This is a genomic window from Ancylobacter sp. SL191 (genome assembly GCF_026625645.1).
Classification (GTDB): Bacteria; Pseudomonadota; Alphaproteobacteria; order Rhizobiales; family Xanthobacteraceae; genus Ancylobacter.
On record NZ_CP113056.1, the window covers coordinates 1,261,095 to 1,275,386 of the forward strand.

Annotated in this window: 13 protein-coding genes; 7 read left to right on the forward strand and 6 right to left on the reverse strand. The window is 66.0% G+C overall.

What is annotated here, in order from left to right:
- Positions 1-140 precede the first annotated feature (140 nt).
- Genes OU996_RS05805 through OU996_RS05815 form a run of 3 tightly spaced genes read left to right on the forward strand, consistent with a single transcriptional unit; the run spans position 141 to position 2,768 of the window.
- Positions 141-890 (forward strand): electron transfer flavoprotein subunit beta/FixA family protein, encoded by a 750-nt coding sequence (locus OU996_RS05805; protein WP_267584689.1) that lies wholly within the window; start codon positions 141-143, stop codon positions 888-890.
- 2 nt (positions 891-892) lie between these two features.
- Positions 893-1,840, forward strand: a complete 948-nt coding sequence (locus OU996_RS05810; RefSeq protein WP_267584690.1) for an electron transfer flavoprotein subunit alpha/FixB family protein — start codon at positions 893-895, stop codon at positions 1,838-1,840.
- Between the two features lie 46 nt (positions 1,841-1,886).
- Entirely contained in the window at positions 1,887-2,768 is an 882-nt protein-coding gene (locus OU996_RS05815) for a 3-hydroxybutyryl-CoA dehydrogenase (RefSeq protein WP_267584691.1), read from the forward strand.
- A gap of 63 nt (positions 2,769-2,831) precedes the next feature.
- Here the strand turns inward: OU996_RS05815 and OU996_RS05820 are convergent, their stop codons facing one another.
- The 3 genes from OU996_RS05820 to tlpA form a co-directional block, all read right to left on the reverse strand.
- On the reverse strand, positions 2,832-4,412 hold the full coding sequence (locus OU996_RS05820; RefSeq protein WP_267584692.1) for a reverse transcriptase domain-containing protein: 1,581 nt from the start codon (positions 4,410-4,412) through the stop codon (positions 2,832-2,834).
- Positions 4,413-4,605: 193 nt separating this feature from the next.
- Entirely contained in the window at positions 4,606-5,505 is a 900-nt protein-coding gene (locus OU996_RS05825) for a DMT family transporter (RefSeq protein ID WP_267585612.1), read from the reverse strand.
- A 209-nt stretch (positions 5,506-5,714) separates the two neighbouring features.
- On the reverse strand, positions 5,715-6,542 hold the full coding sequence (gene tlpA / locus OU996_RS05830; protein WP_267584693.1) for a thiol:disulfide interchange protein TlpA: 828 nt from the start codon (positions 6,540-6,542) through the stop codon (positions 5,715-5,717).
- 27 nt (positions 6,543-6,569) lie between these two features.
- On the opposite strand from tlpA, the gene argH reads away from it, so the two are divergent.
- Together argH and OU996_RS05840 are read left to right on the forward strand one after the other, a co-directional pair.
- Positions 6,570-7,958, forward strand: a complete 1,389-nt coding sequence (gene argH / locus OU996_RS05835) for an argininosuccinate lyase (protein ID WP_267584694.1) — start codon at positions 6,570-6,572, stop codon at positions 7,956-7,958.
- Between the two features lie 5 nt (positions 7,959-7,963).
- Positions 7,964-8,563 (forward strand): septation protein A, encoded by a 600-nt coding sequence (locus tag OU996_RS05840; RefSeq protein ID WP_267584695.1) that lies wholly within the window; start codon positions 7,964-7,966, stop codon positions 8,561-8,563.
- Positions 8,564-8,608: 45 nt separating this feature from the next.
- Here the strand turns inward: OU996_RS05840 and OU996_RS05845 are convergent, their stop codons facing one another.
- From OU996_RS05845 to OU996_RS05855, 3 genes are all read right to left on the reverse strand, one after another.
- A complete protein-coding gene (locus OU996_RS05845; protein ID WP_267584696.1) occupies positions 8,609-9,655 on the reverse strand; it encodes an aldo/keto reductase in 1,047 nt (348 codons plus the stop codon).
- An 82-nt stretch (positions 9,656-9,737) separates the two neighbouring features.
- On the reverse strand, positions 9,738-10,187 hold the full coding sequence (locus OU996_RS05850) for a DUF2267 domain-containing protein (RefSeq protein ID WP_267584697.1): 450 nt from the start codon (positions 10,185-10,187) through the stop codon (positions 9,738-9,740).
- Positions 10,184-10,774: an arylesterase gene (locus tag OU996_RS05855; RefSeq protein ID WP_420712749.1), complete on the reverse strand. Its 591-nt coding sequence runs from the start codon at positions 10,772-10,774 to the stop codon at positions 10,184-10,186. The genes OU996_RS05850 and OU996_RS05855 overlap by 4 nt, the downstream gene beginning before the upstream one ends.
- Before the next feature lie 151 nt (positions 10,775-10,925).
- On the opposite strand from OU996_RS05855, the gene OU996_RS05860 reads away from it, so the two are divergent.
- The gene (locus tag OU996_RS05860) at positions 10,926-11,654 is read left to right on the forward strand and encodes an ABC transporter ATP-binding protein (RefSeq protein ID WP_267584698.1); all 729 of its coding nucleotides are present in this window, start codon (positions 10,926-10,928) and stop codon (positions 11,652-11,654) included.
- A complete protein-coding gene (locus tag OU996_RS05865; protein WP_267584699.1) occupies positions 11,651-14,251 on the forward strand; it encodes an ABC transporter permease in 2,601 nt (866 codons plus the stop codon). The genes OU996_RS05860 and OU996_RS05865 overlap by 4 nt, the downstream gene beginning before the upstream one ends.
- Positions 14,252-14,292 lie beyond the last annotated feature (41 nt).

The following is a 14,292-nucleotide window of genomic DNA, read 5'->3' on the forward strand; positions in this document are numbered from 1 at the left end:
CGGGTCCATAGTTTCGCCCGGCTTTCCGCGGGCTGATGCCGCGCCGGGTCGTTTGTCTGCCCCCTCCCGGTTCCGCTGCGTCGCCTTCCCCCCATTGCGGCTGCCGGGGCGGGCCTCTCCCGCCGGGCGGGAGATGTGAGATGAAGATCCTTGTGCCCGTGAAGCGGGTGGTCGACTACAACGTCAAGATCCGCGTCAAGGCGGACGGCTCAGGGGTCGAGCTCGCCAACATCAAGATGTCGATGAACCCCTTCGACGAGATCGCCGTCGAGGAGGCGCTGCGGCTCAAGGAAGCCGGCAAGGCGAGCGAAGTCATCGCCGTCTCCATCGGCCCGGTGAAGACCGACGAGACCATCCGCACCGCGCTCGCCATGGGCGCGGATCGCGGCATCTGGGTGAAGACGGAGGAGGCCGGTGTCGAGCCGCTGGCGGTGGCCAAGCTGCTCAAGGCCATCGTCGCGCAGGAATCCCCCGGCCTCGTCATCCTTGGCAAGCAGGCGATCGACGACGATTGCAACCAGACCGGCCAGATGCTCGCCGCGCTGCTCGGCTGGCCGCAGGCGACCTTCGCCTCCAAGGTCGTGATCGGCGAGGGCACGGTGGATGTGACCCGCGAGATCGACGGCGGCCTGCAGACGCTGAGCCTCGACCTGCCGGCGGTGCTGACCACCGATCTGCGCCTCAACGAGCCGCGCTATGCCTCGCTGCCCAACATCATGAAGGCGAAGAAGAAGCCGATCGAGGAGAAGGCCCCGGCCGATCTCGGCGTCGACCTCGCCCCGCGCCTTCAGGTGATCTCCACCACCGAGCCGAGCGGGCGCAGCGCCGGCATCAAGGTTTCCTCGGCCGCCGAGCTGGTCGGCCATCTCAAGACGGCGGGAGTGCTCTGACCATGGCCGCGACGCTTCTTCTCGCCGAACATGACGACGCTCACCTCAACCCCGTCACCGCCCGCGCCTTGACCGCCGCGCTGGCGCTCGGTGCGCCCGTGCATGTGCTGGTGGTGGGCGCCGGCTGCGCCCCCGCCGCCGAAGCCGCCGCCAAGCTCGACGGCGTGGCCGAGGTGCTCCTCGCCGACGCGCCCGTCTACGCCCACCGCCTCGCCGAGCCGGTGAGCGCGCTGCTGGTGGCGCTCGCGGGCGATTACAGCGCCGTGGTCGCCCCCTCCACCGCCTTCGGCAAGAGCGTGCTGCCGCGCTTTGCCGCGCTGATCGACGTGATGCAGGTCTCCGACGTGATCGCCGTCATCGCCCCCGACACGTTCGACCGGCCGATCTATGCCGGCAACGCCATCCAGCGCGTGCGCGCGACCGACGCCACCCGCGTGCTGACCATCCGCACGGCGTCCTTCGCCCCGGCGGGCGAGGGCGGTGCCGCGCCGATCCGCGCCGTCGCCCCGGTCGAGGCGCCCGCCCAGACCCGCTTCCTGGCTGAGGAAGTCGCCCACAGCGCCCGTCCCGAACTCACCGCGGCGCGGGCCATCGTCTCCGGCGGGCGCGCCGTCGGCTCGGCCGAGAATTTCCACGCGCTGATCGAGCCCCTGGCGGACAGCCTCAGTGCGGCGGTCGGCGCCTCGCGCGCGGCGGTCGATGCGGGCTATGCCCCCAATGACTGGCAGGTCGGCCAGACCGGCAAGGTGGTGGCGCCCGAGCTTTACGTCGCCATCGGCATTTCCGGCGCCATCCAGCACCTCGCCGGCATGAAGGATTCGAAGGTCATCGTCGCCGTCAACAAGGACGAGGACGCGCCGATCTTCCAGGTGGCGGATTACGGGCTGGTGGGCGATCTGTTCCAGATCGTGCCGGAGCTCACCGCCGAAATAGCTAAGGCAAAAGCCTGACGGGTCTCTATACTGGATCCAAAGGGCAGGGCGGACAGGACGAACCATGGCTTTCGAGATCAAGACCGTCGGCATCATCGGCGCGGGGCAGATGGGCAACGGCATCGCGCATGTCTGCGCGCTGGCCGGCTATGACGTCGTGCTGAACGACCTCGAAAAGGACCGCGTCAAGTCGGGCCTCGCCACCATCAATGGCAACATGGCCCGGCAGGTCTCCAAGGGCCTGTATTCCGACGAGACCAAGCAGGCCGCGCTCGGCCGCATTCACGGCACCGACCAGGCGTCCGATCTCGGCGATGTCGACCTGCTGATCGAGGCGGCCGTCGAGAAGGAGGAGATCAAGCGCAAGATCTTCTCCTCCGTCTGCCCGTTCCTGAAGCCCGAGGCGATCCTCGCCACCAACACCTCGTCCATCTCCATCACCCGGCTCGCCGCCTCGACCGACCGGCCGGAGCGCTTCATCGGCATTCACTTCATGAATCCGGTGCCGCTGATGCAGCTGGTCGAGCTGGTGCGCGGCATCGCCACCGAGGATGAGACCTTCGAGCTCTCCAAGGGCTTCGTCACCCGGCTCGGCAAGACCTATGCGGTGGCGGAGGATTTCCCCGCCTTCATGGTCAACCGCATCCTGCTGCCGATGATCAACGAGGCGATCTACACGCTCTATGAGGGCGTGGGCTCGGTCGACGCCATCGACACCGCCATGCGTCTGGGCGCCAACCACCCGATGGGCCCGCTCCAGCTCGCGGATTTCATCGGGCTGGATACCTGCCTGTCCATCATGCAGGTGCTGCATGAGGGTCTGGCCGACTCGAAGTACCGCCCCTGCCCGCTGCTGGTGAAATACGTCGAAGCCGGCTGGCTCGGTCGCAAGACCCAGCGCGGCTTCTACGACTACCGTGGCGAAAAGCCGGTGCCGACCCGTTAGAGGCGGGGCACGCCGGCGGGGCCACTCGACCCCCAATTCGTATGAAGAGTTGAACGGTAATAGCTACGTAGTTTCAGCGGCCTTGTGTTCAACACATAGGTTGATGAGTTCTGATATGTCGACCCCAATTTGTTTGGGTTCATTTCCTCCACCTTTGTGGGTAACGCCGATGGCCTGATACCTCTCGTTCAGAATAGGACCACCACTCATCCCTCCATCAAGTGTCGTTGAAACTTCGATTAGCTTCACGCCGCTCCTAGTCATCTTCCCACGTATTTGGCCGCGACGAGTACTCATCCCATCACCCGGTGCAAAGGCAGGGAACCCAAGTGCGATGATGCTGTCCTCATGGATTGACGGAGCTGTGCTTGCCGGTATGTGCGTCTGATCGCTTTCAGGAATGGAGTGGTTTAGTACGATTAAATCGCGATGTTCGCATCTTATAGACGTTTTCGACGCGGTATATTTCTTTCCTGAGCTGTTCGGTCGGTATATATCTAAAACATCTGCATTAGAAGCTTGAGATACGACATGATCGGCTGTCACTAATCCGACGCCTTCTAAGAAGAAGGCAGTGCCTTGATTGCAGTCATTTTCGCCAAAATATTCTATGACCCACACTGCATTTTCTGCAATTTCGACCGGAGTTGGCTCTATCTCTAGCTTGTCAGGGAAAAGATTATTATATCTTTTGGCGAGGCGCCTGTAGGGTTCATAATTCTTGCCTCGTATCTGCGATATCCACTCAAGTCGCCCCCGTATTACACTATGAATATTCTTGTGCGTTTTGTATCTTTGTTGAAATTCCGCATTTGCGTAGTCAATTCCAAGTTTTTCCACTCGAAAAATTGAGGATCTGACATTTCTAATGTATTTTCTCTCGATATTGACGAACTTATTAACAATTAGCCCTGTTACTAGCTTCCGGTCGCGTCTTTTTGACAGCCATAGTTTCTCCGGATTCAAACTGAATCCGTTCTGAGACAATATGGCTAGGAACTCCGCAGACAGTTGATCAATGCTCAGGCGACCACTAGGGGGGTCACCTAGCTTGAATAGAGCTGAGGGTATTCTATAGCTGGATAGAGAAATATCATCTGCATAGCGTGAGTACATTATTTTGTGTTGCTTGCAGAACTCAGTTAAACTTCGATCTAGCTTATATGTAACTATATTTGAAAGTGTGGGCGACGACGGTGCGCCTTGAGGTAATTTATTGGATATGGTGCATATCGTACAAATTGCATCAGCAATGCTCTGTTCGACGCCCATGGCGACTAGGGCTCCGCGAACTCGCGGTCTTGATATCGTCCCGAAGTAATCCTTCAAATCTATATTAAGTAAATAAGGCTTTCTTTGATGTTGGAGCGCATTTGAAGCTATACCTCGCCCCTTGACAAAGCCGTGAACCGGATAAAGAGGGGTGTAAATTTGATTCAACAACAAAAGAATTCGACGTTGTAGATACTTTAATCGTGGATCGGGGCAGAGAAGCTGGCGGGTTCCCCCTTTCTTCTTGGGAACATGAAATGATTTATACTTAATAGAAACATATTTCGAAAGAAATGATAATTCTTTTGCGCTTGTCGATGTAAACGCAAGGAAGTCGCTAAACGAAACCAATTCTTTCGGGATGGTAGTCATTTTAATTGGCACCTCCTCCTTCTCTCGCCGACGATGCGATACAGCGAGTTAAGACGATCTAATTGTAGTCTATCAGTTCAAGCGTCGCAGTTACGACAACGCGTTATGCGAGGAGGTGCCGAAATAAAATTCGCAACAAACAATCTGGCTGTCAACTGATGTATCTGCCTCTTCTTGTATTCTTGCCTTACCCCTACCGCCCCTTCCCTCGCATCCACCGCCACGGGCGCCCGTCGATCGCCGCCAGCCCCAAAGCGATGATGGCGAAGCCGGCGAATTCGCGCGGCTCCAGCGCCTCGCCGAGCACCAGCGCGCCGAGCAGGATCGCGCTCACCGGCACGAGGAAGGTGACGAGCGAGATGTTGGTCGCCCCGTTCCGCGCGAGGATGCGGAAATACAGGATGTAGGCGATGCCGGTGGAGAGCACGCCGAGCCCGGCCAGCGCGCCGAGCACCTTGGGCGAGGGCACCGGGAGCTGCCAGGGCGCGTCCAGCACGGCGATGACCGGCAGCAGCATCAGGCTGGAGAAGGCGAGCTGGGTCATGGCGACGCCGAGCGGCGGCAGGGCGCGGAAGCGGCGGCCATAGACGCTGGCAAAGCCATAGGAGACCGTCGCGCCGATGGCGGCGAGCTGGGCGGCGAGGTTGTGGCCGCCAAGCTGGCCGAGCAGCGCCGGGCCCATCATCACCGCCACGCCGGCAAAGCCGAGGCTCACCCCCACCAGCTTGCCGGCGGTGAATTTCTCGTCGCGGGTGAAGGCCTGCGCCACCAGCACGGTGAAGAGCGGGGTCGCGGCATTGAGGATCGAGGAAAGCCCGCTCGGGATATGCTGCTGCGACCAGGCGATCAGCCCGAAGGGGATGATGTTGGCGATGAGCGCGAGCAGGGCGAATTCCGCCATCAGCCGGCGTGTCAGGGGCAGGCGCACCCCGGCGAGGCGGGCGATGAAATAGAGCGCGCCGGCGCCGATGGTCACGCGCGCGAACACCATGGTGAGCGGCGGGATCTCGGCGATGGCGATCTTGCCGAAGAAGAAGGAGCCGCCCCAGATCAGCGAGAGCAGCACCAGCGCGCCCCAGTCGCCGGCGGCCATCGGGTGCGGGCCGGCGGACGGGGCGGGAGTCGCTGCGGGCGTGGCCGGAGCGGGGGCCGCGAGCCCTTGGGCGGGGGCGGGCTCGGGGTGCGACATGGGGCCGGCTCCTGCAACGCGGGCGCGGCGGGCGCCCTCAAGGCCGGCGCTTTACTCCATCGCCGCGCCCCGCGCCACCCGATTTCACGGGGCGGGTACGGAGATAGGCCGGCTCAGGGCTGGGAGGGGGCGGTGCCCAGCGCGGCGCGGATGAGCGCGAGCGCATCCGGGCTCGCCCATTCCGCCGGGCCGGCGATATGGCCGATCTCGCAACCCTGCGCGTCGATCAGCATGGTGGTCGGCAGGCCGAAGCCGCGCCCCACCGTGCGCAGATCCTGGAACGCCTTGGCCTTGGGGTCGGTATAGAGCGCCAGCTCCTTGATGCCGGTCTCCTCCAGGAAGCGCTTGGGCTTGTCCGGGTCGCGGGTGTCGATGTTGAGGGCGACGACGTTGAAGGCGGGGGCCTGCGGGCCCGCCCCGGTGCCGGCTCCCGTGCCGAGCTTGGCCTGAAGCTCGTCGAGCGCCGGCATCTCCTTGCGGCAGGGCACGCACCAGGTCGCCCAGATGTTGACGAGCTTGAGCCCGTCGCCGCCGACCTTGGAGAGCGTCAGCGGCGTGCCGTCGGGACCGAGAAAGGCGAGGTCGGGAATGCGGGTCGGGGTCAGGGTCGGGGCGAAGGCGGCGAGCTCCCCCTTGGCGAGGTCGGCGATGCGGCGGGCGGTGTCGCTGGCCGCCTGGCAGGCCGGATCCTTGCCGGACAAACTGGCCTGACTGGCCACCTGATTGGCCTGATCGTTCACCCCACTGGCCTGACTGGTCACCGTTCCCGCGCCGTTCGTGGCAATGGCGTTGCGCGGATCACCCCCGATCCCGTATACGCCTGCCAGCACGGCGGCGCCGCCGAGCAGGAGCGCCGCGGCCACGATCAGCAGGCGGCGCCGCCCGGGGCGCGCCGCGTGCGTGCCTTCGTCGCCCGTCGGCGTCTCGGGTCGTTCGGTCATGACCGTCCTCGCGGAGAAAAGTTGAGCATGAGCAACAAGATGTGGGGTGGCCGCTTCGAGACCGGCCCGGACGCGATCATGGAGGAAATAAACGTCTCCATTGGTTTCGACCAGCGCCTCTATGCGCAGGACATTGCCGGCTCGAAGGCGCACGCCGCGATGCTGGCGGCCAAAGGCATCATCGACAAGGCAGATGCCGAAAAGATCGTGGCGGGTCTAGACACGATCCTGTCAGAAATCGAAGGCGGCCAGTTCACCTTCCAGCGGGCGCTGGAGGACATCCATATGAATGTGGAGTCCCGCCTCGCCGCCCTGATCGGCACATCCGCCGGCCGCCTCCACACGGCGCGCTCGCGCAACGACCAGGTGGCGACCGATTTCCGGCTCTATGTCCGCGACACGCTGGACACGCTGGATGCGCAGATTCGTGATTTGCAGAAGGCACTTACCGAGAAGGCGCTGCTTCATTCCGGTACCGTTATGCCGGGCTTCACGCATCTGCAGACCGCCCAGCCGGTGACCTTCGGCCACCATCTCATGGCCTATGTCGAGATGCTCGGGCGCGACCGCGGCCGGCTGCGCGATGCCCGCGCGCGGCTGAACGAGTGCCCGCTCGGCGCCGCCGCGCTGGCCGGCACATCGTTCCCGATCGATCGTTTCGCTACCGCAACGAGCCTTGGATTTGATAGGCCCACGGCCAATTCGCTGGATTCCGTCTCCGACCGCGACTTCGTGCTGGAGACGCTGGCGGCCGCCTCGATCTGCGCCATGCACCTCTCCCGCTTCGCCGAGGAGATCGTGATCTGGACCTCGCCGCTGGTTGGCCTGATCAAGCTGTCGGACCGCTTCACCACCGGCTCGTCCATCATGCCGCAGAAGCGCAACCCCGACGCGGCCGAGCTGGTGCGCGCCAAGATCGGGCGAATTGCCGGTGCTTTCAATGGCTTGCTGATGGTCATGAAGGGCCTGGCGCTGGCCTATGCCAAGGACATGCAGGAGGACAAGGAGGGCGCGTTCGATGCCTTCTCCACCCTCTCGCTGATGATCGCGGCGACCGCCGGCATGGTCCGCGACATGGTGCCGGACGAGAAGAAGATGAAGGAGGCGGCGGGCTCGGGCTATTCCACCGCCACGGATCTGGCCGACTGGCTGGTGCGCGTGCTCGGCCTGCCCTTCCGCGAGGCGCATCACGTCACCGGTCGCATCGTCTCGCTGGCGAGCGGGCAGGGGATCGCCCTGCACAAGCTGAAACTCGAGGAGATGCAAAGCGTTGAGCCGCGCATTACCAAGGAGGTGTTCGGCGTGCTCTCCGTGTCGAAGTCAGTGGCGAGTCGCGTTTCCTATGGCGGCACGGCGCCGAAGAATGTGCGCGCGCAGGCCAAGCGCTGGCTCAAGCAACTCGCCAAGGAAGGCTGATCGGCATGGCTGACACCACGGGCCCGACGCCGCTGCGCAAGATGCACCCGGCGCTGAAATTCGCGCTGGAGCTGGGGCCGCTGGTGGTGTTCTTCATCGCCAATGGCCGCGCCGGCATCTATGTCGCCACCGGCGCCTTCATGGTAGCGACCTTCGCGGCGCTGCTGGTGATGTGGCTGATCGCCCGCAAGATCGCGGTCATGCCGCTGGTCTCGGCCGTGGTGGTGCTGGTGTTCGGCTCGCTCACGCTCTGGCTGCAGGACGACCATTTCATCAAGATGAAGCCGACCATCGTCAACGCGCTGTTCGGCGGGTTGCTGCTCGGCGGGCTCGTCTTCCGCAAGCCGCTGCTGCCCTATGTGCTGGGCGACGTGTTCCAGCTCACGCCGGAAGGCTGGCACAAGCTGACCATCCGCTGGGGTGTGTTCTTCCTCGTCATGGCCGTGCTGAACGAGGTGGTCTGGCGTTCGGTCTCGACCGATACCTGGGTGGCCTTCAAGACCTTCGGCTATCTGCCGCTGACGCTGGTCTTCGCCATGGCGCAAGTGCCGCTGATGACCGCCCATGCCGCCAACGACCCGGCAAAGCCGACGGACGGCGCATAGGAACACAGGCGGGGCCAAGCGCGCCCCGCCTGCATAAGACCGCCCTTACGGGCAGGGATTGCCGCGCAGCTGGTGGACCGCGTCGACCTTGGCTTCCAGCTCGGATGTGAAGGCGACATTGATCGCGTCGATGTCGTTCGTCAGCTGCTCCATCGTGGTCGCGCCGATGATGACCGAGGTCATGAACTCGCGCGACAGGCAGAAGGCGATGGCGAACTGCGCCGGGTCGATGCCGGCCTCGCGGGCGATGGCAAGATAGTCGTCGATCGCCGCTTCCGCGCCGGGTGTCTGGTAGCGCTGGCCACGGTTGAACAGCGTGGAGCGGGCACCCGCCGGGCGGGCGCCGTTCTGATACTTGCCGGTGAGATAGCCCTGCGCCAGCGGGGAATAGGCGAGCAGGCCCACATCCTCGCGCAGGCTCACCTCGGCGAGCGCCGTCTCATAGGTGCGGTTCAGCAGGTGATAGGCATTCTGCACCGAGGCCGCGCGCGGGCCACCCGTGCGCCCGGCCTCGTCGAGAAAGCGCATCGTGCCCCAGGCGCTCTCATTGGAGAGGCCGATATGGCGCACCTTGCCCTCCTTCACCAGCTCGGCGAAGGCGTCCAGCGTCTCGGCGATCGGCGTCTCGTCACCGGCGACGGACTTCCAGCGCGTCGGGTTGGAGCCGAAATAGGCGATGGGCCGGCCCGGCCAGTGCAGCTGGTACAGGTCGATATAGTCGGTCTGCAGCCGGGTGAGGCTCTTCTCCACGGCTTCGCGGATCTGCCCGCGCGTCGGGCGAGCCGGGGAGCCGTCGTCGCGGAACCAGGTCATCTCCGAGAGCCCGCACACCTTGGTGGCGAGGATGACCTTGTCGCGGTTGCCGCGCGCCTTGAACCAGGAGCCGATCACGCGCTCGGTCGAGCCCTGGGTGTCCGGCTTGGGCGGGATCGAGTAAAGCTCGGCGGTATCGAAGAAATTGATGCCCCGGTCGAGGGCGTAGTCCATTTGCGCGTGGCCTTCGGCCTCGGTGTTCTGCTCACCATAGGTCATGGTGCCCAGGCAAATGGCGCTGACCTCGAGGCCGGTGCGGCCGAGCGGGCGGTACTGCATGGCAATGTCCGGGATTCGTCAGGAAGGGGGTGCCTGATGATAGGAGCGCCAACCCGGAGGTACAAGCTGCCGCAACGGAGCGTCAGGACTCCGCCGGCGCGGCTGTAGCCGTCTCCATCCCCCAGAAACGCGCCGCTTCCAGCGGCAGGTGCCGCAGCGTCTGCGTGAGGACGGCCGCGTCGACATGGCGCCGCAGCACCGCGCCGACCTGCGCCACCGCCTGATCGGTCGCCAGATTATGGCGCGCGCGCAAGGATTTGACGTCGCGCAGCACCTCTTCCTCCGTCCAGGAGGCGGGGCCGATCTCGGCGGCGCGCCAGTTCTCGATGAACAGCGCGCCCAGCAGCGGCGGCAGGGCGGCGGCGAAGGCCAGCACCTCGCCGGGCGCCAGCCGCCGGCGAAAGGCGCGGAACACGGCATCGACCACCGTATAGGCCTGATGGCGGCTGGAGAGCTGCGCCGCGTCCGCCACCTCGGCCAGGAACACGTCGAACGCCTCGCTGGCCCGGCGATAGGTCATGGGCACGGTCATGGCGCGCTCTTGAGCGTGGCGAGCCAGCGCTCCACCGCCGGGGTGATGCGCTCGACGATGACGTCGACGCCCGCCGCTGTCGGGTGGATGCCATCCGGCTGGTTGAGCTTGCCCTGCCCGGCCACGCCGTCGAGGAAGAACGGGTAGAGCGGCACGTCATATTTCGCCGCAAGGCGCGGATAGATCGCGTTGAACCGCTCGCCATAGCCGCCACCGAGATTGGGCGGGGCGACCATGCCGGCGAGCAGCACGGGAATCTTGCGCTCCTTCAGCCGCGCAAGAATGGCGTCGAGCGACTTTTCCGCAATGGCCGGATCGAGGCCGCGCAGCGCGTCATTGGCGCCGAGTTCCAGGATGACACCCTGCGTCCCGTCCTGGATCGACCAGTCGAGCCGCGCGAGGCCGGCGCTGGTCGTGTCGCCGGACACGCCGGCATTCTCGATCACCACATCGTGACCCTTCGCCGTGAGCGCCGCCTGCAGTTTCGCGGGAAAGGCGTCCTTGGCGGGCAGGCCGAGACCGGCCGTCAGGCTGTCGCCAAAGGCCACCAGACGGAGCGGTTCGGCGTGCAGCGGGGTCATGGCCATCATCAATCCCGCGAGAGCGAGCACCGGGAGAGTGAAGTTCAGCGTCCACCGTCCCTTTCGCGACGTAAACAAGGCGCCATATCCTGCCGAACCTACCGCACCGCAGCGCGCTGCTCCGGCGCGCCTCCCGCCGACGAACGCCCAGGACCACATGCAGCCGAACTCCTCATCCAAGCCCGCCATCACCCTCGACAAGGTCGAACTCTCCCTCGGCTCCGGCGCGGCGCGCGTTCATATCCTCAAAGGTGTGTCGCTCAATATAGGGCAGGGTGAGGCGGTCGGCCTCGTCGGGCCGTCGGGTTCCGGCAAATCGAGCCTGCTGATGGTGCTGGCGGGGCTGGAGCAGGCGAATTCCGGCACGGTGACGGTGGCGGGCGAGGAACTGACACGGCTCAATGAGGACGCGCTGGCGCGCTTTCGCGGCCGGCATGTCGGCATCGTTTTCCAGGCCTTCCATCTCATCCCGACCATGACCGCCATCGAGAACGTGGCCGTGCCGCTGGAACTCGCCGGGCGGGCGGACGCCTTCGAGCGGGCGGCGGCGGAGCTGGCCTCGGTCGGCCTCGGCCACCGGCTCGACCATTACCCCTCGCAGCTCTCGGGCGGCGAACAGCAGCGCGTGGCGGTGGCCCGCGCGCTCGCGCCGGAGCCGCGCATCCTTGTCGCCGACGAGCCGACCGGCAATCTCGACGAGGCGACCGGCCGTCAGATCATGGACCTGCTTTTCGCCGCGCAGACCCGGCGCGGGGCAACGCTGGTGATCGTCACCCATGACCTCGCGCTGGCGCGCCGCTGCGACCGCACCATCCGCCTGCGCTCCGGCCAGATCGAGGGCGACGAAGCGGCCGAGACGGAGATGAGCGCCGGGGTGCCGGCATGAGTCTGGCCGCCACCTCTTCGGGCGCCGAGACCGCGCGCCCGGCGACGCTCGGGCCGCGCGCCCGCGCCTCGCTTGCCCTGCGCTTTGCCCTGCGCGAACTGCGCGGCGGCGTACGTGGGTTCGGCGTGTTCCTCGCCTGTCTGGCGCTCGGCGTCGCCGCCATCACGGGCGTTGGTTCCTTCTCGCGCGCCCTGACCGACGGCCTCGCCCGCGAGGGCACGACGCTGCTCGGCGGCGACGCGGCGTTCACCCTCGTCCAGCGCGAGGCCAGCCCCGAGGAACTGGCGCTGATCCGTGCCGGCGGCAACGTCTCGACCATCGCCACGCTGCGCGCCATGGCGCGGGCCGGCGCGGGCGACAGCCTTAATTCTACGCTGGTCGAGGCCAAGGCGGTGGATGGCGCCTATCCCATGGTCGGTGCCATGGAGACGGACCCGCCACAGCCCATCGACCGCGCCCTCGCTCTGGCGGACGGCCGCTTCGGCGCGCTGGCCGACCCGGCGCTGGCCGAGCGGCTCGGAATCAAGGTCGGTGATGCCTTCCAGCTCGGCGAGGCGACGCTGCGCCTCACCGGCCTTATCACCCGCGAGCCGGACGCGCTCTCCACCGGGATTGGCTTCGGGCCTCGCCTGATGGTGTCGCTCGACGCGCTGCGCGCCTCGCAGCTTCTCCAGCCTGGCAGCCTCGTGCGCTGGCACTACCGGGTGAAAATGACGGATCCTTCCGCGCTCACCGGCTTCGTCGAGCGCGTGCAGGAAGGCGCGCCGCAGGCGGGCTTCGAGGCGCGCACGCGCAATGCCGCCGCCCCGCGGCTTGAGAACAATGTCCGCCGCTTCACCGAATATCTGACGCTGGTCGGCCTCACCGCCCTGTTGGTCGGCGGCGTCGGCGTCGCCAATGCGGTCAAAAGCCACCTCGACGCCAAGCGCGGCGTCATCGCCACCTTCAAGAGCCTGGGCGCGCCGGGCGGTACGGTGTTCACCATCTATCTGGTCGAGGTCGGCCTCATCGCCGCGATCGGCATCGCCATCGGCCTCGTCGTGGGGGCGGCGCTGCCCTTCGCGGTGAACGCGGCCTTCGGCTATCTGCTGCCCATCGCCATCGAGCCGAGTCTGCAACCGGCGGCGCTGCTTCTGGCGGTGGCCTATGGCGCGCTGATCGCGCTTGCCTTCGCGCTGTGGCCGTTGGGTCTGTCGCATGACGTGCCGGTCTCGGCGCTGTTCCGCGACGAGGTGGAGACGCGCGGCCGGCGACCCCGGCGCTCCTACATGATCCTCACCGTGCTTGCGGTTGCCGCGCTTGCGGCGCTGGCGGTGGCGGCCTCCGAGGAGCGGCGCATCGCGGTCTATTACCTCATCGCCTCGGCGAGCGTGCTGGTGACGCTCCGGCTCGTCGGCACCGGCATCATGGCGCTTGCCCGCCGCCTGCCGCGCCCGCGCCTCACCGAGGCCCGGCTGGCGCTCGCCAATATCCACCGCCCGGCGGCGCTGACCCCGACCATCGTGCTGTCGCTGGGTCTGGGGCTCACCTTGCTGGTCACGCTGTCGCTGATCGACCGCAGCCTCACGCGCGAGCTGACGTCGCGCCTGCCCGAGCAGGCACCGAGCTTCTTCTTCCTCGACATCCAGAACACCGAGACGGACCGCTTCGCCAGCTTCCTGCAGCAGCAGGCGCCGGCCGGCACGGTGGAACTCGTGCCGATGCTGCGCGGGCGTCTCATCACGCTCGGCGACCGGCCGGCCGAGAGCATCACCCCGCCGCCGGAATTCGCCTGGGTGCTCTCCTCCGATCGCGGCATCACCTATGCCGACGCGTTGCCGGAGGGCTCGCGCCTCGTCGAGGGCGACTGGTGGGGCGCCGACTATGCCGGCCCGCCGCTGGTGTCCTTCGAGAAGGAGATCGCCGATGCCTTCGGGCTGAAGATCGGCGACAGCGTGACGGTGAATGTGCTCGGACGGCCGATCACCGCCCGCATCGCCAATCTCCGGCAGGTCGAGTGGGAGCGGCTCGCCATCAACTTCGTCATGGTGTTCTCGCCCAACACGTTCCGCGGCGCCCCGCACACCTCCATCGCCACGCTCACCCTGCCCGGCGGCGGCGAGGCGGGGGTGGAGAGTGGTGTGTCGCGCGCGGTGGCGCGGGACTTCCCGGCCGTCACGGCGGTACGGGTGAAGGAGGCGCTGAGCCAGATCGGCGAGATCGTCGCGAACCTCCTGCTGGCGATCCGCGGCGCGAGCCTCGTCACGCTGGTGGCGAGCGTCCTCGTGCTCGCCGGCGCGCTGGCAGCGGGCCAGCATCACCGGGTCTATGACGCCGTGATCCTGAAGACGCTCGGGGCCACCCGCGCCCGGCTCGTGCTGGCCTATGTGCTCGAATATGCCGCGCTCGGCCTTGTGACGGCGGTGGTGGCGCTCGGGGCCGGCTCGGCCGCCGCCTATCTGGTAACCACGCAGGTGATGAAGGTCGCCTTCGCCTGGTCGGGCAGCGCGGCGCTCAGCGCGGTCGGCATCGCGCTGGTGCTGACCGTGGGCTTCGGGCTCATCGGCACCTGGCGGGCGCTCGGGCAGAAGCCGGCACGCATCCTGCGCAACCTGTGACGCTCAGCGCGCCGGTTGGGCGTGCGGGCGCGTTAAGCCTG

Coding starts and splice junctions, on each gene's coding strand:
- OU996_RS05855 (WP_420712749.1), bottom strand. CDS start 10,774: ATGGCCATGACCCCGCTGCACGCCGAACCGCTCCGTCTGGTGGCCTTT.
- OU996_RS05810 (WP_267584690.1), top strand. CDS start 893: ATGGCCGCGACGCTTCTTCTCGCCGAACATGACGACGCTCACCTCAAC.
- OU996_RS05805 (WP_267584689.1), top strand. CDS start 141: ATGAAGATCCTTGTGCCCGTGAAGCGGGTGGTCGACTACAACGTCAAG.
- OU996_RS05850 (WP_267584697.1), bottom strand. CDS start 10,187: ATGACCGTGCCCATGACCTATCGCCGGGCCAGCGAGGCGTTCGACGTG.
- OU996_RS05865 (WP_267584699.1), top strand. CDS start 11,651: ATGAGTCTGGCCGCCACCTCTTCGGGCGCCGAGACCGCGCGCCCGGCG.
- OU996_RS05860 (WP_267584698.1), top strand. CDS start 10,926: ATGCAGCCGAACTCCTCATCCAAGCCCGCCATCACCCTCGACAAGGTC.
- OU996_RS05845 (WP_267584696.1), bottom strand. CDS start 9,655: ATGCAGTACCGCCCGCTCGGCCGCACCGGCCTCGAGGTCAGCGCCATT.
- OU996_RS05820 (WP_267584692.1), bottom strand. CDS start 4,412: ATGACTACCATCCCGAAAGAATTGGTTTCGTTTAGCGACTTCCTTGCG.
- tlpA (WP_267584693.1), bottom strand. CDS start 6,542: ATGACCGAACGACCCGAGACGCCGACGGGCGACGAAGGCACGCACGCG.
- OU996_RS05815 (WP_267584691.1), top strand. CDS start 1,887: ATGGCTTTCGAGATCAAGACCGTCGGCATCATCGGCGCGGGGCAGATG.
- OU996_RS05825 (WP_267585612.1), bottom strand. CDS start 5,505: ATGGCCGCCGGCGACTGGGGCGCGCTGGTGCTGCTCTCGCTGATCTGG.
- OU996_RS05840 (WP_267584695.1), top strand. CDS start 7,964: ATGGCTGACACCACGGGCCCGACGCCGCTGCGCAAGATGCACCCGGCG.
- argH (WP_267584694.1), top strand. CDS start 6,570: ATGAGCAACAAGATGTGGGGTGGCCGCTTCGAGACCGGCCCGGACGCG.